17 protein-coding genes are annotated in these 16791 nt (G+C 74.7%); 5 read left to right on the forward strand and 12 right to left on the reverse strand.

From position 1 onward, the window contains the following. The first annotated feature begins 13 nt into the window (after positions 1–13). Complete coding sequence (locus CLV37_RS07345) at positions 14–1531, forward strand: GGDEF domain-containing protein (RefSeq protein ID WP_170127109.1); 1518 nt, start codon at positions 14–16, stop codon at positions 1529–1531. A gap of 28 nt (positions 1532–1559) precedes the next feature. On the opposite strand, the gene CLV37_RS07350 is transcribed toward CLV37_RS07345, so the two are convergent. After that, positions 1560–2573, reverse strand: a complete 1014-nt coding sequence (locus CLV37_RS07350; protein WP_106208759.1) for a LacI family DNA-binding transcriptional regulator — start codon at positions 2571–2573, stop codon at positions 1560–1562. A 112-nt stretch (positions 2574–2685) separates the two neighbouring features. On the opposite strand from CLV37_RS07350, the gene CLV37_RS28810 reads away from it, so the two are divergent. Together CLV37_RS28810 and CLV37_RS07360 are read left to right on the forward strand one after the other, a co-directional pair. Beyond that, positions 2686–3741, forward strand: coding sequence for a Gfo/Idh/MocA family oxidoreductase (locus CLV37_RS28810; RefSeq protein ID WP_106208761.1), 1056 nt, complete (start codon positions 2686–2688; stop codon positions 3739–3741). Positions 3742–3767: 26 nt separating this feature from the next. After that, positions 3768–4514 (forward strand): TIM barrel protein, encoded by a 747-nt coding sequence (locus CLV37_RS07360; protein WP_106209357.1) that lies wholly within the window; start codon positions 3768–3770, stop codon positions 4512–4514. A 43-nt stretch (positions 4515–4557) separates the two neighbouring features. Here CLV37_RS07360 and CLV37_RS07365 read toward each other — a convergent pair whose 3' ends face one another. Beyond that, positions 4558–6012, reverse strand: a complete 1455-nt coding sequence (locus tag CLV37_RS07365) for a sugar porter family MFS transporter (protein ID WP_106209359.1) — start codon at positions 6010–6012, stop codon at positions 4558–4560. Positions 6013–6109: 97 nt separating this feature from the next. Here CLV37_RS07365 and CLV37_RS07370 point away from each other — a divergent pair, with 97 nt between their 5' ends. Next, on the forward strand, positions 6110–6958 hold the full coding sequence (locus CLV37_RS07370; RefSeq protein ID WP_106208763.1) for a PhzF family phenazine biosynthesis protein: 849 nt from the start codon (positions 6110–6112) through the stop codon (positions 6956–6958). A gap of 48 nt (positions 6959–7006) precedes the next feature. Here the strand turns inward: CLV37_RS07370 and CLV37_RS07375 are convergent, their stop codons facing one another. The 5 genes from CLV37_RS07375 to CLV37_RS07395 all read right to left on the reverse strand — a co-directional run bounded on the left by CLV37_RS07375 (position 7007) and on the right by CLV37_RS07395 (position 11610). Beyond that, a complete protein-coding gene (locus tag CLV37_RS07375; RefSeq protein ID WP_106208765.1) occupies positions 7007–7291 on the reverse strand; it encodes a hypothetical protein in 285 nt (94 codons plus the stop codon). Further along, on the reverse strand, positions 7288–8805 hold the full coding sequence (locus CLV37_RS07380; protein WP_106208767.1) for a hypothetical protein: 1518 nt from the start codon (positions 8803–8805) through the stop codon (positions 7288–7290). The genes CLV37_RS07375 and CLV37_RS07380 overlap by 4 nt, the downstream gene beginning before the upstream one ends. Further along, positions 8802–9494, reverse strand: coding sequence for an ABC transporter ATP-binding protein (locus CLV37_RS07385; RefSeq protein WP_211298469.1), 693 nt, complete (start codon positions 9492–9494; stop codon positions 8802–8804). The genes CLV37_RS07380 and CLV37_RS07385 overlap by 4 nt, the downstream gene beginning before the upstream one ends. Beyond that, a complete protein-coding gene (locus CLV37_RS07390) occupies positions 9491–10027 on the reverse strand; it encodes a PadR family transcriptional regulator (protein ID WP_106209363.1) in 537 nt (178 codons plus the stop codon). The genes CLV37_RS07385 and CLV37_RS07390 overlap by 4 nt, the downstream gene beginning before the upstream one ends. A 182-nt stretch (positions 10028–10209) precedes the next feature. Beyond that, positions 10210–11610, reverse strand: a complete 1401-nt coding sequence (locus tag CLV37_RS07395) for an aspartate aminotransferase family protein (protein ID WP_106208769.1) — start codon at positions 11608–11610, stop codon at positions 10210–10212. A 133-nt stretch (positions 11611–11743) separates the two neighbouring features. On the opposite strand from CLV37_RS07395, the gene CLV37_RS07400 reads away from it, so the two are divergent. After that, on the forward strand, positions 11744–13237 hold the full coding sequence (locus CLV37_RS07400; RefSeq protein WP_211298470.1) for a PucR family transcriptional regulator: 1494 nt from the start codon (positions 11744–11746) through the stop codon (positions 13235–13237). On the opposite strand, the gene allB is transcribed toward CLV37_RS07400, so the two are convergent. From allB to uraD, 5 genes are read right to left on the reverse strand one after another with little or no spacing between them, the layout of a single operon-like run. Continuing rightward, a complete protein-coding gene (gene allB, locus CLV37_RS07405) occupies positions 13238–14566 on the reverse strand; it encodes an allantoinase AllB (protein WP_211298471.1) in 1329 nt (442 codons plus the stop codon). Between the two features lie 40 nt (positions 14567–14606). Continuing rightward, a complete protein-coding gene (locus CLV37_RS07410) occupies positions 14607–15071 on the reverse strand; it encodes a nucleoside deaminase (RefSeq protein ID WP_106208771.1) in 465 nt (154 codons plus the stop codon). Continuing rightward, complete coding sequence (gene pucL / locus CLV37_RS07415) at positions 15071–15973, reverse strand: factor-independent urate hydroxylase (RefSeq protein ID WP_106208772.1); 903 nt, start codon at positions 15971–15973, stop codon at positions 15071–15073. The genes CLV37_RS07410 and pucL overlap by 1 nt, the downstream gene beginning before the upstream one ends. 5 nt (positions 15974–15978) lie before the next feature. Then, positions 15979–16296 carry a hydroxyisourate hydrolase gene (gene uraH / locus CLV37_RS07420; RefSeq protein ID WP_106208774.1) on the reverse strand — a complete coding sequence of 106 codons (318 nt, stop codon included), beginning with the start codon at positions 16294–16296 and terminating at the stop codon, positions 15979–15981. Next, positions 16293–16772 carry a 2-oxo-4-hydroxy-4-carboxy-5-ureidoimidazoline decarboxylase gene (uraD, locus tag CLV37_RS07425; protein WP_106208776.1) on the reverse strand — a complete coding sequence of 160 codons (480 nt, stop codon included), beginning with the start codon at positions 16770–16772 and terminating at the stop codon, positions 16293–16295. The genes uraH and uraD overlap by 4 nt, the downstream gene beginning before the upstream one ends. Positions 16773–16791: the final 19 nt, after the last annotated feature.

The following is a 16791-nucleotide window of genomic DNA, read 5'->3' on the forward strand; positions in this document are numbered from 1 at the left end:
CCGATCAGGGGACGTGGGGACCGACCGAGCACGCCGCCGCCCGAGCGCCTCGGCGCTGCTGGACAGCGCCGTGTTCGCGCTGGGGCTCGTCGTCCTGGTGGGTGCGGGGCTGTGGTGGCGCGAGGCGGGCTCGGACGGCCGGCTGCTGCACGCGCTGGCCCTGACCGCGCCGCTGGCGTGGGTGCTGACGCGCTTCCCGCTCATGGTGACCGGCATGGCCTCGGGCATCCAGGTCCCCTTCGCCCCCGTGCTGGTCTTCTTCCTGCTGACCGGCTACGACCCGCCGCTGGCCCTGCTGACGTGGTGCGTCGCGGCCCTGCCCGCCTACCTGCTGGACCGCCGCGCCTGGCAGAGCCGCGTCTTCAACGCCGGCTCGTCCACGCTGTCCGCCCTGCTGGCGACCCTGGTGGTGACCCGGATCGGCACCGATCGGGTCGTCAGCCCCGACCAGCTGCTGACCGTCCTGGCCGGTGCCGCGACGTACTACGTCAGCGACACCGTGCTGTCGGCCGTGTCCATCGCCGTCGAACGGCGCAAGCCGGTGTGGCGGGAGCTGACCGACCCCGGGGCCGCGGTCGGTGGGGCGCTGTTCCTGCTGGTGGCCACCCTCGGCTACCTCGCCGCGGCCGTGAACATCGCCATGCCCACGTGGGTCGCGACGCTGACGGCGGTGCCGGGGATGGCGGTCGTGGTGGCGGCCTGGGCCTGGCGCCGCGCCCACCAGAGCCGCCGTCAGCAGCGCGAGCTGTTCGAGGCCGCCGTGCACATCCACGCCGCCACGAGCGTCGAGGAGCTCGTGCGGGTCGTCGAGAGCCACGGCACCGCCCTGGTCTCGGGCAGCCGCCTGGAGGTCCGTCCCACGCCCCCGGGTCCGCGCGAGACCGGCTGCGAGGTCGACGACGACCACGGCTCCAAGCGCTGGCTGGTGGCCCCGGTGAACATCAACCAGCAGGCGCGGCAGGTCGACGAGGTCGCGATCGTCTCCCTCGCCTCTCTGGCCTCGGCCGCCTTCCTGCGCCTGCGCATCACCGCCGAGACGACCCGCATGGCCCTGGTCGACCCGCTGACGGGCCTGCCGAACCGGCGCGCCTTCACGGGCCGGCTGGAGGAGGCCGTCGCCGAGGGCGCCGCGATCGCGGTCCTGTTCGTCGACCTCGACGGCTTCAAGGCGGTCAACGACACCCTGGGGCACGCCGCCGGCGACGAGCTCCTCGTCGAGAGCGCCCGCCGCCTGCGGGTCACCTGCGGAGCGGGGGCCTTCCCGGCCCGGCTCGGGGGTGACGAGTTCGCGATCGTGCTGCCCGACCTGTTCCCCGGCACCGCCGACGACGTCGCCGTGGCCGTCGTGGAGAGCCTGCACGTGCCGTTCCTGCTCGCCGCCGGGCCGGCCACCATCAGCGCGAGCGTCGGCATCACCGCCTCCGAGCCGGACGACGACGCCGACACGCTGCTGTCGCGGGCCGACGCGGCGATGTACACCGCGAAGCGGGCCGGCGGCGACGCGCACGTGCTGGCCTCCTCGGAGAGCTGAGGCCGGGCCCTGCCCCGCGTCGGCGCGCTCAGCGCGGCGGCGCCGTCGTCCGCCGCACGACGAGCTCGGGGGCGATGACCACGTCCTGCGCACCGGCCTCCTGCTCCGCCCGCCGCGTCGCCTGCTCGAACGCCCGCGCCGCGAGGACGCCGGCGTTCTGGCAGACCGTCGTCAGGGCGACCGTGTCCAGCGAGGCGACGGCGCTGTCGTCGAACCCCACGACGGACAGGTCGCCGGGGACCGCGAGGTGGGCGGCGCGGACGGACTGCAGCAGGCCCGCGGCGCTCTCGTCGTTGAACGCGAGCACGGCCGTGGGACGGGCCGCCGCGTCGCGGCCCAGCAGTTCGCGAGCGGCGGCCTCCCCGGACGAGCCGGTGGTCCCGCCCCCCACCAGGTCCGGCTCCAGACCGGCCGCGCGCAGGACGTCGCGGTAGCCGCGCCGGCGTTCGACCGCACCGGGTGCCTTCCGGCCGTGGACGTGGGCCACGTGACGGTGACCGAGCCCGAGCAGGTGCCGGACCGCGAGCTCGGCACCGGCCTGGTCGTCGGTCCGGACCGTCCCGACGCCGGGCACCGCCGGTCCCCCCGCCAGGGACCGGGCCAGCAGGACGACGGGCACGCGCTCGCCGAGCTCGGTCAGCTCGCGGCGGTCCAGGCCGGAACCGAGGAGCAGGACCGTCTCGACCCGCTCGGCGAGCAGTTCCCGGACCGCGGCGGGCTCGGGCCGCCGGGCCAGCCGCGGCTGCAGCGACAAGCGCCACCCCGAGCCGGAGGCCGCCCCGTACAGCGCCTCGACGAGCTCGCCGTGGAACGGTTCCTGGAGCCCGAACACCACCCCCACCGTCCGGCTGCGTCCCGAGCCGAGCAGCCTGGCCCGCTGGTCGGGGTGGTACCCCAGCTCGGCCGCCACGCGCAGCACCCGTTCCCGGTTCTCCGGGCTCGCACCCGGGACACCGCGCAGGACGATGGACACGAGGGCTCGCGAGACCCCCGCGCGGCGGGCGACGTCGGCGATCGTCACCGAGGCACTGCGTCCGGGCACGGGAACTCCTCTCTCGGGCGACGACCCGCTTGACCGTACCGCGTGCCACCCGCATCCTAGACCGGTCTAGCCCTGTACCGCTCTAGTCACACCGCAGAGAGGCGGCACCACCGTGTCCCCAGTCGCCCCCACCGGCACCGCCCCCACCGGCATCGGCCTCGTCGGCGCCGGCCGCATCGGCAGCTCGCACGCCCGCCTGATCGCCACCCGGGTGCCGAACGCCCGCCTGGTCGCCGTCGCCGACGTCCGCCCCGGCGCGGCGTCGGCCCTGGCCGGACCGCTGGGCGCCATCGGGCACACCGACGTCGGGGAACTGCTGGCCGACCCCGAGGTCGAGGCCGTCGTCGTCACCGCCGTCACCGAAGCGCACGCCGGCCTGGTGGAGGCCGCCGCCCACGCCGGCAAGGGCGTCTTCTGCGAGAAGCCCGCCGGGCTGTCCCTGGCCGAGATCGACCGGGGCATCGCGGCCACCACCGAGGCCGGTGTCGCCTTCCAGGTCGGGTTCAACCGGCGCTTCGCCGCCGAGTTCGCCGCCGCCCGCGCCGCCGTCGACGCCGGCCGCGTCGGCACTCCGCAGCTGCTGCGCTCCCTGACCCGCGACCCGGGCCTGGTCGACCCCGCCGGCGTGCCGCCGTGGACGATCTTCCTGCTCACCCTCATCCACGACTTCGACACCCTGCTGTTCCTGAACCCCGGCGCCGAGCCCGTCTCGGTGTACGCCGTCGCCGACGCCCTGGTCGCCCCCGGCTTCAAGGACGCCGGGCTGCTGGACACCGCCGTGGTCACCATCCGCTTCGACAACGGCGCCCTCGCCACCGCCGAAGCCAGCTTCTCGGCCACCTACGGCTACGACGTGCGCGGTGAGGTCTTCGGCTCCGGTGGCCGCCTGGAGATCGGCGGCGGGCCGCGCCGGCAGCTGGCGATCTCCGACGCCGACGGCCGGCACGTCGACACCCCCCGCGGGGACACCGAGCTGTTCCCCGAGGCCTACGCCGGCGAGCTGGCCGAGTTCGCCGCCGCCGTCCGAGAGGGACGGGCACCGGCCGTCACCGGTCACGACGCCAGGCGGGCCCTGTCGATCGCGTTGTCGTGCATCGCGTCCGTCCGCTCCGGCGGACCGGTCGACCCGGCCGTCGTCGCCGCCACGATCGACGGGCGGGTCCGGTGAGCTTCACCCTGGCGGTCTGCGCGGAGATGGTCTTCCGGGACCTGCCGCTCGTCGAGCGCGTGCGGACCCTGCACGACGCGGGTTTCGCCGTCGAGATCTGGGACTGGACCACCAAGGACCTCGACGAACTGGCCGGCACGGGTGCGCGCTTCACCTCGATGACCGGGTACGTCGACGGGGAACTCGTCGACCCCGAGGGGGCCGACCGCCTGCTGGCCGGCGCCGAGCGTTCCATCGAGGCCTCCCGGGTGCTGGGCCACCCGAACCTGAACCTGCACGGGACGGGCCTGGACGACCGCGGCCTCCCCGTCCGTCCCCAGCAGGTCGTCTCCCCCGCCGACTGGCTGGCCGCGGACCGGACGCTGCGCCGCATCGCGGCGCTGGGCGAGGAGCACGACGTGGTCTTCACCCTGGAGAACCTCAACGTGGCCGTCGACCACCCGGGAACCCCCTTCGCGACGGCCGCCGACACGCGGACCCTCGTCGCCGCCGTGGGCAGCCCCCACCTGCGGATGAACCTCGACCTCTACCACGCGCAGATCGGCGAGGGGAACCTCGTCGAACTCGTGCGCGACAGCGCCGCGTGGATCGGGGAGGTCCAGGTGGCCGACGTCCCGGGCCGGTGCGAACCGGGGACCGGGGAGATCCACCACCCCGCCATCGCGCGAGCCCTGCACGACGTCGGGTACACCGGGACGGTGGGGATGGAGGCCTGGGCCTCCGGCGACAGCCGCGAGGCCGTCGAGCGCTTCCGCGAGGCGTTCACCCTCTGAGCACGCGACCCGGTCGCACCCGGCGCAGCGGGGTGCGACCGGTCTACCGGCGCCGCCCGGCCGCCTCCCGGCTGGAGTTCTCCGCCGACACGTCCACCCGGCGCCCGCTGCGGCCCCCGGCGAAGTCCGCGGGCCGGAACCGCCCCGCGCGCAGCTCGCCCTCGATCTCCTCCAGGGAGTGCCCGGTCAGCTCCGGCATCTTGCGGAACAGGAAGACGAACGCGGCGACGTTGAACGCGGCGTACAGCCAGAACGTCTGCCCCGTGCCGATGGTGTCCATGATCGTCAGCAGGGTCAGGGTGATGAGCAGGTTCGTCCCCCACAGCGACGCCGACTGCGCCGCCGCCCCGGCCGAGCGGGTGGCGAGCGGGTAGATCTCCGAACCCGTCAGCCACCCCATGAGCTGGATCCCGCCGGCGGTGAAGGCCATGAACACCACGAGGGTGGCGACGATGAAGGGGATCTGCTCCTTGCCGGCGTTGCCCGTCACGAAGAACGTCCCGAGCACGATCAGCGCCAGCGCCGCCCCGGGCAGGGTGAGCAGCGTGAGCCGGCGCCGGCCGACCCGGTCGATGATCGCCAGCCCGACGAGCTGCACCACCAGGTACGTCGCCCCCAGGGCCACCGAGACGCGCAGCGCGACGCTGTCGTCGAAACCGTTGTCGGTGAGGATCGTGGGCGAGTAGTAGACGATCATCTCGATGCCGGACAGCTGGGTGAAGATCGCCAGGCCGCAGCCGACGACCAGCGCGGGCCGCACCCACGCCTCCCGCAACCCCCGCCACCCGCGCGTGCTGGCCTGCTTCTCCTCCTGCACGAGCCCGTTCATCTCGTCCAGCTCCGCCTGCAGGTCCGCGCCGTCGGGGCGGACCCGGGCGAGGGCCTCGCGGGCCCGCTCGTCCTGGTCGGCCTTCAGCAGCCAGCGCGGGCTCTCCGGCAGCCGGAGCATGAGCAGGAACATGACCGCCGCGGGCACCGCGGCGGAGCCGATGGAGACGCGCCAGTCGACGGCCTCGCTGGCCCCCACGAGGGTGGCGATGAGGATGCCGGCGCCGATGGCGATCTGGAAGCACAGCACGAGCCGGCCCCGGTATGCCGTGGGCGCGAGCTCGGCGACGTACACGGGTGCCGTCTGGGTGGCCCCGCCGACCGCGAAACCCAGGACGAGGCGCGCGAGGGAGAGCAGTTCGGGGTTCGGCGCCAGCGAGGCCCCGAGGGTGCCGACGACGAACACCGCACCGACGACCAGCAGGGTCCCGCGCCGGCCCCGGCGTTCCCCGAGCCGGCTGCACGTGAGCGCCCCGATCACGGCCCCGGCGAGGATGGAGGCGGCGATGACCTGTTCCCAGCCGTTGCCGGTGTCGAAGTCGTCGCTGATCTGCAGCAGCGCGCCCGAGATGATGCCGGTGTCGTAGCCGTACAGCAGCCCCGAGATCGCCGAGACGAGGGCGACCACGACCACGGCACCGTTGAGTTCACGACCCTTCGCTGGGCTCATGGACACTCAGGCAACCACCGGCGGACGAGTTCCGCGCGCCGGGGTGCGTCCGGGGTGCGTCCGGGGTGCGTCCGGGGTGCGTCGCTACGCTGCGCCGGTGTCGCGCCACCGGTTCACCCAGCTCGACGTGTTCTCCCCCGACCCCCTGGGCGGCAACCCGCTGGCCGTCGTGCACGACGCGGACGGCCTGCCCGACGCGACGCTGCGGCGGTTCGCGGCGTGGACGAACCTGTCCGAGACGGCGTTCCTGCTGCGCCCCACCCACCCCGACGCGGACTACCGCGTCCGGATCCTCACCCCGGGCGAGGAGTTCGCCTTCGCCGGGCACCCGACGCTGGGCTCGGCGCGCGCCTGGCTGGAGGCGGGCGGGACGCCGCGCCGCGACGGGGTCGTCGTGCAGGAGTCCGGCATCGGCCTGGTCGAGGTGCACGTCGAGGCCGGCAGCGGTGGTGAGCGGCTGAGCTTCACCGCACCGCCCCTGCTGCGGCAGGGCCCCCTCGACCCCGGCCTGCTCGAGCGGGTGCGCCGCGGGCTGGGTCTGGACGCCGCGCAGGTCGTGGCGAGCGCGCACCTGGACAACGGCCCGGGCTGGATCGTGGTCCGGGTGCCGGACGCGGCGACGGCGCTCGCGCTGCGCCCCGACCCGGCCGGGCTCGCCGGTCTCGCGGTCGGCGTCGTCGGGAACCACCCGGCCGGTGCGGCGACGGCCGTGGAGGTCCGCGCCTTCGCCGCCTCCCCCGACGGCCGGCTCCTCGACGAGGACCCCGTCACGGGCAGCCTCAACGCCGTGGTCGGGCAGTGGCTGAGCGACCTGCCGGCCCGGTACACGGCCGCGCAGGGCACGGCGCTGGGACGGACGGGGCGGGTCCACGTCACGCGCGAGGACGGCCGGGTGCGGGTCGGCGGTGCGACGCGGATCGTGGTCGCGGGGACCGTCGACCTGTGACCGGGGCGTTCCCGGCGACCGGTCGCGGTGCCCCCGGGAACCGCGCGATCACCCCGGGCCGCCCGCCGGGGTGCGCGGTCCCGGCGCCGGCAGGGTTCCCCGGAACGTCCACGAGCACCCGCGGCGGGCGGCCTCGCTGCGCAGGACCAGCAGCGCGCGGCGGACCCCCGGCGAACTGCGCCGGGTGCGGGTGAGGTCGACGACGAGCTCGGGGTGACCGGTGGCGGCCCGCAACCGGCGGACGACGTCGGCCAGGGCCGGTCCGGTCGGGTCGGCGGGGATCTCGACGACGAACGGCACGGTCGTGGACCGCTCCCGCCCGGTGGGGTTCACGGGACCCTCAGGTTCTCCAGGGCCGCCGCCGCGCGGACGCGACCGGACAGCAGGCGCGCCAGGGCGAAGCAGGCCGCGGTCGTCGCGGCGGTCACCACGACGGCGACCGCGAGCGGCAGCAGCGCGGTCCACCACGCGGCGGTCCCCTCCGCCGGGCGCCCCAGCGCGGTCACGGAGTACGGCAGGGCGGAGACGAGGACGCCGATCGCCGTCACGGGCACGGCGGTGCGGACCAGGGACACCGCCTGGACGCGCACGAGCCGGGAGACCGGGACCCCCAGCGCCGCGGTGGAGGCCACCGCCCGCCGGTTGCCCAGCAGATGGTCGGTGAGGCTCAGGACCAGCGCGGCGATCGCGACGGCCGCACCGAGGAGCCCGACCGCGCCGGCCAGCGCCGCACCGCCGACGTAGAACCGCAGGTCCTCGGCGGTGTGGTTCGCCTCCGCCAGGACCCCGGCGGCGAACGTCGACTCGACGCCGAACGAGAGCCCGCACAGGAACAGCACCCCGGCGGTCCCGGTCACGGCACCGGTGTTCCCGCGCCGTTGCGCCTCCGCCAGCAGCCCGACCGCCGCGTCGCCGCGCGTGCGGACCGACCGGCTGCGGCGGTCGGGCGTCGGCACGGGGGCGTCGGCGGTGCGGAAGACCCCGGCGGAGGACCGCGCGACCCCGGCCCCCGCCGCGAGGACGAAGAGGACCACGGCCACCACGAGGGTCACGGGGAAGACCACGTCGCCGCCGCCGCGGCCCGCGACGGCCGGAGCGGTCAGCAGGAGGACCCCGCCGGCCACGGCGCTCAGCAGCACGAACAGCCGGGACGGGACCCGGGGCACGGCCCCGGTGCGCTGCCAGACCAGGACGTCCTGACGCCGGAACGCCGTGGTCCCCAGGACGCGGGCGAGCGCCCACAGCACGACGGTGACCGCCGCCCAGATCAACGGCATCGCCCAGTGCAGCGGGGGCAGCATCCGGTACCCCGCCGGCGGGGCGGCCCCCAGGACGAGCCAGAGCAGGACGTACAGCGGGCCGGCGGCCAGCCCCCCGCGCAGGAACGCGGCGGTGGTCCGCGCGGTCCGCAACCGGCGCAGGTCCGCCGACGTCGCCCCGGCGACGAGCAGCTGGCGCGCGCGGCGGTCCTCGACGACCTGCCCGACCCGCAGGGCCTGGACCGCCAGGGCCAGGAACGGCAGCACCAGCAGCACGGCCGCGACCACGAAACCGGGCCGCAGACCGGGCTGGGCCAGGAACGGGGCCAGCCCCCCGGCGGCCTCGTACGTGTCCTCGACGAACTGCCGGCCGGCGGCGTCGGTCCCGCGGGACGTCCCGGTGAACACCGTGTCCTGCACCGTGGCGACGGATCCGGCGACGAGCAGCGCGAGGCCGACGCCGGCCGCCGCAGCGCTCGTCGCGCGGGCACGGACCCGGTCGACGTGCGAGCGCGCGGCCGTCATGGACCGGACGGCCTCGGCCGTCAGGGCCGACCGTCGCGCACCGGCGGTCGCGGTGGCGTTCACCGGAGCACCGATTCACGGTCGACGTTGCCGTCGCGCAGGCGGATCTCGCGGTCGGCCATCGCTGCGGCGGTGTTGTCGTGGGTCACCAGGACCACCGCGCCGCCGTCGCGTCGCGCGACGCCCAGCAGCATGTCCAGCACGTCCTGCGCGGCGACGGCGTCGAGGCTGGCGACGGGTTCGTCGGCGAAGACGATCCTGGGCGCGGTGATCAGGGCCCGCGCGACCGCCGCCCGCTGCACCTCGCCCCCGGACAGTTCCTGCGGGACGGCGAGTCCGGCGTGCTCGAGGCCGACCGTGTCCAGGGCTGCCCGGGCCGCCGTGCGCGACGCGGCGACCTCCCCTCCGTCGAGCAGCAGCGGCAGGGCGACGTTGTCCTCCAGCGTCATGTCCGGCACGAGTTGCCCGTACTGCAGGACGATGCCGACCTCCCGGCGGCGCAGGAGCGCGCGCTGCGCCTCGTCGAGGGTGCGCAGGTCGCGCCCCAGCAGGGTGACGTCCCCGGTCTGGGGCAGCAGCAGGCCGGCGGCGGCGTGCAGCAGCGTGGACTTCCCGCAGCCGCTGGGGCCGGTGACGGCCACCACCTCCCCCGGTTCGACCTGCAGCGACACGTGCCGCAGGGCCGGGGTCCTCGTGTAGGAGTGGCCGACGCCGCGCAGGGTGAGCGGGGTCGTCGCAGCGGTCGGGTTCACGCGGTGCCTCCGGGAGTGGTCGTGGACGTTCCGTCGAGGGCGGCGGCGGCCTCGTCGAGCCAGCGCAGGTCGGCGTCGAGGTGCAGGACGGCGTAGCGCCGGGCCAGCCGGGCTCCGAGGTCGTCACCGCCCGACGGCGTCGCGGTGAGGGCGCACATGGCGCGCAGGTGGGCGGTGCGCTGGTCGGCCACGACGGAACTCGCCCGCCCACCGGTGCGCAGGGCGGCGATCGCCTTGCGCACCAGGTCTTCCGCGCCCGTCGCCGTCGGGGGCGCGGGTTCGGCCAGCCACGCCTGCAGTCGTTCCCGGCCCGCGACGGTGACCGCGTAGACGGTTCGTTCCGGCCCCCCCTCGGAGCGCGTCTCGACCACCTCGGCCAGGCCGTCGCGGACCAGCCGGCCCAGGGTCGAGTACACCTGCCCGAACGGCAGCGGCTTGGCGTCGGGGAACCACGCGTCGTACTCCCGCTTGAGGTCGTACCCGTGGGCCGGTCCCGAGGACAGGAGCGCGAGGTGCAACTCGGCCATGGACATGCGCGTCACTGTACACACGGAGTACGTACTGAATGAATAGTTGGGCGGACTCTCGCCGACGTGTGACGCTGAGCGGCCCCCGGGGGGGTGTGCGACACCGGGTGCGGCCAGTCCGAAACGGCACGTTGACTCCACGGTCCCGTTCATCGAGACCGCGGAGTCAACGTGCCGTTGCGCGGGCCTCAGACGAGCCGCATCGCCTCGGTCAGCGTCGCGCGCAGGATCTGCTCCATCTCGTCGAACACCGCCTGCCCGCTCGTCAGCGGCGGGGCGACCTGGATGACGGGTTCACCGCGGTCGTCCGGGCGGCAGTACAGGCCGTTGCGGAACAGCGCGCCCGGCAGGAACTGCTTGATGAGGGTCTCGCGCTCGCCCAGGTCGAACGTCTCCTTCGTCGCCTTGTCCTTGACGAGCTCGACGGCCCAGAAGTACCCGTCGCCGCGGACGTCGCCGACGATGTCGAGGTCGAGGAGCTTCTTCAGCGTGTTCCCGAGGGCCTGCTCGTTGTCGAGGACGTTCTGGTTCAGGCCCTCGCGCTCGAAGATGTCGAGGTTCGCCAGCGAGACGGCGGCCGAGACGGGGTGCCCGGCGAACGTGTAGCCGTGCGGGAAGAAGTTCTTGCCCTGCAGGAACGGCTCCATGATGCGGTCGGTCGTGATCATCGCGCCGATCGGCCCGTACCCGGAGCTCATGCCCTTGGCGCACGTGATGATGTCGGGCTGGTAGCCGAACTTCTCCGCCGCGAACATCGTGCCGTGGCGGCCGAAACCGCAGATGACCTCGTCGGAGACCAGGAGCACGTCGTGCCGGTCGCAGATCTCGCGGACCCGCTGGAAGTACCCCGGCGGCGGGGTGAAGCAGCCGCCGGAGTTCTGCACGGGCTCCAGGACGACGGCCGCGACGGTGTCGGGACCCTCGAAGAGGATGGCCTCCTCGATGCGGTCGGCGGCCCACCGGCCGAACAGGACCGGGTCGGTGGGCGCACCCATCCGCTCGGCGCGGTAGATGTTGGTGTTCGGCACCCGGAAACCACCCGGGGTCAGCGGTTCGAACGCCTGCTTCATGGCCGGCAGGCCCGTGATCGCCAGGGCGCCCTGCGGGGTGCCGTGGTAGGCCGTGGCCCGCGAGATCACCTTGTGCTTCATCGGTTTGCCGGTGAGCTTGAAGTACTGCTTGGCGACCTTCCAGGCGCTCTCGACGGCCTCGCCGCCGCCGGTGGTGAAGAACACCCGGTTCAGGTCGCCCGGGGCGTAGCCGGCGATCCGGTCGGCGAGCTGGATGGCGGGTTCGGTGGCGTAGCCCCAGACGGGGAAGAACGCGAGCTGGCGGGCCTGCTGGGCCATGACCTCGGCCAGTTCCTCGCGGCCGTGCCCGACCTGCACGACGAACAGCCCGGACAGCCCGTCGAGGACCTTGTGCCCCTGGTCGTCCCAGATGTACGCACCCTCGCCCTTGGTGATCACGGGCGCGGGCCTGTCCTGGTAGGCGCCCATGCGGGCGAAGTGCATCCAGAGGTGGTCGCGGGCGGCCTCGGTGAGGTCGGAGCCTCCCGCGCCCGTCACCGTCTGCTCGGTCACCGTCATGTCCAGCCTCCTCGACGTTCGCACCGACGCTCGGTCACGATCCTCCCACCCTGCCGCCGCAGGGCCGGGAGTTCCAGCGACGTTCCGTCGGCGGACTGCGGGGATCACGGACGATCCGTCGTACCCTCGGTGCGTGCTGACGGTCGCCGACGTCCTCGCTCTGCCGGTCCTGGCCGCGGGCTCGCCCCGGGTGCGGGCCGGTGAGGACGCGCTCGACGCCCCGGTGCGCTGGGTGCACGTGACCGAGCAGGCCGACGTGGCCGGGCTGCTGGACGGCGGCGAGCTCCTGCTGTCGACGGGGATCGGCTGGCGGGCAGGCACCTTCGACGCGCGCGCCTACGTCACCTCCCTCGTGGAGGCCGGGGTCGCCGGTCTGGTCGTGGAGCTCACTGAGCACCTCGTGGACCTGCCGGCCGACCTCGTGCGCGCGGCCCGGGCGGTGCGGCTGCCCCTGGTCGAGCTGCACCGGGTCGTCCGCTTCGTCGAGGTCACCGAGCAGGTCCACGCCCGGCTGCTGCACGAGCAGTACGAGAGGTTGCGCTTCGCCGACCGCGTGCACGCGACGTTCGCCTCGCTGGGGCTCGTGGACACCTCCGCGCAGGAGGTGCTCGACCGCGCCGCGGGCCTGCTGGGCGGACCCGTCGTGCTGGAGGACCTCGCCCACCGGGTGGTGGGTCACGTCAGCCACGGCGCGGCGGAGCTCCTCGTCGACTGGCCGCGCCGCTCGCGCCGGGAGGTCGTCAACGAGGGGTGGCTGGTGGCCGACGCCGGACCCGCCGGCGACCGGTGGGGCCGGCTCATCGCGCCCGGACCGGTCGAGGCCCGCGACGGCCTGCTCGTGCTGGAACGGGCCGCGGAGGTGCTGACCGTGCTGCGCCTGCTGCGCGGGGACCCCGCCGACGGGGACGACCTCGCGCTGCGGGCCCACGACGACCTCGTGCGGGACCTGCTGCGCGCCCGAGCCGTCGACGAGAACGCCCTGCGGCAACGGCTGCGGGCGCTCGGGGTCAGCGCCCGGGGCGGGTTCGTCGCCGTGGCCGTGGTGGGCGCCGAGCGCACCGAGGTGTCCGCGGCCGTCACCGCGGTCCGGGCCGCGGGGGTGACGGGGATGGTCGGGGACCGGGACGGGCCCGTCGTCGGGGTGCTGCTGGTCGGCAGCGCCCGCAGCCTGGAGGAGACCCTGCCGAAGCTCGCCGCGGCCCTGCCGGCGACGGCCACGGCGGGGGCGGCGGAGCACGTCGCCGACCTCACGGCGACCGGCGCGGGGTTCGCCGAGGCGCGCCACGTCGCGCAGGTCGCCTCGGCCTTCCCGGGGCGCGTCCCGGGCCGGGTGCACCGCACGGCCGACCTCGGGGTCCGGGGACTGCTCTGGCGGCTGCGCACCGACGCCCGGCTGGCCGAGTTCGCCGAGGCGCAGCTCGCCCCGCTGTTCGACACCCCCGAGGACCTCGCCTTGCTGAGGGCCTACCTGGAGGTCAACGGCTCGATGACGCGCCTGGCCGAACGCCTGCACCTGTCGCGGCCGGCCACGTACGGCCGCGTGGAGCGGCTGGCGCGACGGCTGGGCCGCGACCTCGAGGACGCCGAGGTACGCCTGGGGCTGCACCTGGCCCTGCTGACCCGCTGATCAGCGCGACAGGAGCCGGCCCGACGGGTCGTCGAGGTCCACCGGCGCTCCGCGCCGCCACGTCGACCGCACCACGCCGACGAGGTCGCGCCCCGCGTACGGCGTCACCTTGTTCTTGTGGTGCAGCGCCTGCGCGTCGACCGTCCACGCCTGCTCCGGGGCGAAGACGGCGAAGTCGGCGACGTTGCCGGCCCGGATCCGCCCGCGGTCGCCCAGGCCCGCGAGGTCGGCCGTGGCCGACGACATCCACCCCACGACGGTGGCCAGCGGCACCCCGCGCTCGCGGGCCGCCGTCCACACCACCGGCAGCCCGATCTGCAGGGAAGCGATCCCGCCCCACGCCGCCCCGAAGTCCCCCTCGGACAGCCGCTTGAGCTCGGCCGTGCAGGGCGAGTGGTCGGACACCACGCAGTCGATCGTCCCGTCCAGCAGACCGCGCCACAACGCGTCCTGCTCGGCCCGGTCGCGGATGGGTGGGCAGCACTTGAACGCCGTGTCCCCGTCGGGGACGTGGTCGGCGTCGAGCGTCAGGTAGTGCGGGCACGTCTCGACGGTGATCCGCGTCCCGGCGGCCTTCGCGGCCCGGACCTCCGCCAGCCCCGCCGCCGAGGACAGGTGCACGACGTGGGCCCGGGCCCCCGCGCGGGCCGCGGCCTCGGCCACGGTCCGGACCGCGACCGCCTCGGCGCTCGGCGGCCGGGAGGCCACGAAGTCGGCGAAGCGCGGGCCTCCGGCGTGCTCGTGCAGCTCCCCGCCGTCCTCGGCGTGCACGAGCATCAGCCCGTCGAAGCGGGCGAGCTCGGTCAGCGCCTCCTGCAACCCGGCGGCGTCCAGCGGCGGGAACTCCTCCACACCCGAGTCGAGCAGGAAGCACTTCACGCCGTAGACCCCCGCCTCGTGCAGCGGTCCGAGCTGGTCGGCGTTGCCGGGGACCGCACCGCCCCAGAACCCGACGTCCACGGCGCACCGCCCCTGCGCCGCCGCCCGCTTGACGGCCAGGGCGGCCGGGTCGAGGGTCGCGGGAACGCTGTTGAGGGGCATGTCGAGGATCGTCGTGACCCCCCCGGCCGCCGCGGCCCGGGTGGCGGAGGCGAAACCCTCCCACTCGGTGCGGCCGGGTTCGTTGACGTGCACGTGAGTGTCGACCAGCCCCGGCAGGAGCACCTCGTCGTCGGCGAGCACGACCTCCCGGCCGGCGCCCCAGGGGTGGTCGACGTCCTCGACCCCCGCGACGTACCCGTCGCGGACCCCCACCGACGCCGGCCGTTCGGTGCCGTCGACGACGGCGCGCCGCGCCCGGAGCACCACGTCCACCTGGTCGCCGCTCACGACGCCAGGTCCGTCGGGTTCATCAAGTCCATCACCTCGTTCAGTAGTCGACGCGCTGCGCGCTGGCCAGCCAGGCGTCGAACGGGGCGGGTGAGTTCACGTCCCGGCGTTGCTGGACGGGGACCTCCCACTCCGCGCGGGGCCGGTCGAACAGCTCGTAGAACGCGCGGTCGTCGAACCCGCCGCGCGCGGCGTCGTGCCGGTCGGCGGCGAACACCACCCGGTCGACGCGCGCCCACAGGGACGACGCCAGGCACATCGGGCACGGTTCGCAGCTGGAGTACAACGTCGTGCCGGTCAGCGTGAACGTCCCCAGCGCGGCGCAGGCCGCGCGGATCGCCTGCACCTCGGCGTGCGCGGTCGGGTCGTTCTGCGCCGTCACGCGGTTCTGCCCGGTCGCCACGACCGTCCCGTCGCGCACGACGACGGCCCCGAACGGGCCACCGCCGGCCGCGACGTTCTCCACGGCGAGGCGCACCGACAGGTCGAGGAACTCCTGGTCCATCACCGCTCCCACGCCAACGGCGCCGCCGGCACGTCGTCGCGCGCCACGACCGCCTGGATCAGCCCATAGGGGCGGTCGTCGGCGTGGAACACCTCGCCCGCGTTCGGCACGTCGAACCGGGCGAGGTCGTAGAGGAAGTGGTGCTTGTTGGGCGCCGCCAGCCGGACCTCGACCACGCCCGGGACCTCCTCGATCGCTGCCTTCCCCATGTGCCACAGGGTCTGCTGGAGGGCGAAGGAGTGCAGGGTCGCGAACTGGGTGAGGAAGGCCCGCTTCACGGCGTCGTAGGCGGCGTCGAAGTCGAACCCGTCGGCCAGGCAGGTCGCGTCGTAGCGCCACTGCGCCACCAGCGAGGTCGCCATGACCCGGTCCTCGGTGGGTTCGAGCGTCGTGTAGGCGTCGGTGAGGAAGTCCTTGAACTCCGACCCGGTGGACTTGAGGACGGTGAAGTCCTTCAGGCCGGCCACGACGTGGGTCTGCTGCGCCTCGCCCTCGCCGGCCACGGTCACGGCGGCCGTGCGCACCTCGCTGCCGCTGCGCGTCCACGTGTGGTCGTGGTCGTGGCCGTCGACGACGACGCGCGTCCAGGCGTAGGAGTCCACGTCGATCCGCGCCCCGTGCACGGGGTCGACGTCGTCGACGAAGTGCCGGGCCAGGTCGAGGGCGTACCCCTCGACGCTGGAGACGCCCTTCTCCTTGGCGTAGGAGTACATCGTGTTCTTCTGCGAGTCGGTGGGCAGGACCTTGCTCTGGTCGCCCGTGAGGTAGGCGTCGGCGAAGTCGCCGCGCAGCGTCGAGGTGACGTTCAGGTCGACGATCTCGTGGCGCGGGGTGTCGCGCTGGAACCGGACGACGCGGTTCTCCGCCTTGCCGTACTGGTGACCCGCCAGGACCACGGCCATGTCTTTCAGCTCCCTCGGTAGGTCGAGTAGGCGAACGGGGACAGCAGGAGGGGGACGTGCAGGTGCGGTTCACCGTCCGCGGTGAACGCGACGACGACCTCGGGGTAGAAGGTCTTCCACCCGGCCGTCGCGCACCACTCCCCCGTCGCGAAGGACAGCCGGTAGGTGCCGCGCGGCAGGTCCTCGGCCAGCCGGGCGCGACCGTCGGCGTCGGTGACCGCCTCCACCAGGCGGCTGCCGTCGGCGGCCGACAGGCACAGGGCCACGCCGGCGGCGGGGGTCCCCGTGACGGCGTCCAGGACGTGGGTGGACAGGCTGGTCACGAGAACAACCTCTGCAGCCGCAACCGGGTGATGGCCCCCAGTTCCTTGCGCAGGACCGCGCGTTCGACGACGGGGTCGTTGTCGATCCGCGCGTTCAGGATCGCCAGCAGCTCCTCGGCGCTCTTGCCCGAGGCGAAGACCAGGTACACGTGCCCGAAGCGTTCCTCGTAGCGGCGGTTGCCCTCGGCGAGCTCGCGCAGGACGTCGACCCCCGCCGCCAGGGCCCCGGCCTGCTCCTGCCGGGAGGTCGCGCTCTCCGAGCGCTCACCGATGCGGGGGTGCGCCGCCAGGGCACGGTCGACGTCGGCCTCGGAGGTCGCCGCCAGCTCCCGGTCGGCCGCGGCGAGCAGGTCGTCCAGCGACGCGAACGGCCGCGCCGCGGTCACCCGGGCCGCCCAGGCCGGGGCGTCGCAGCACGTGCGCAGCAGGTCCCGGCAGGCGCGGGCGTCGAGCGTGCGGAACTCCCGGAGGTTCACGCCGCCCCCGCGACGGGAC

The organism is Kineococcus rhizosphaerae, from assembly GCF_003002055.1.
Classification (GTDB): Bacteria; Actinomycetota; Actinomycetes; order Actinomycetales; family Kineococcaceae; genus Kineococcus; species Kineococcus rhizosphaerae.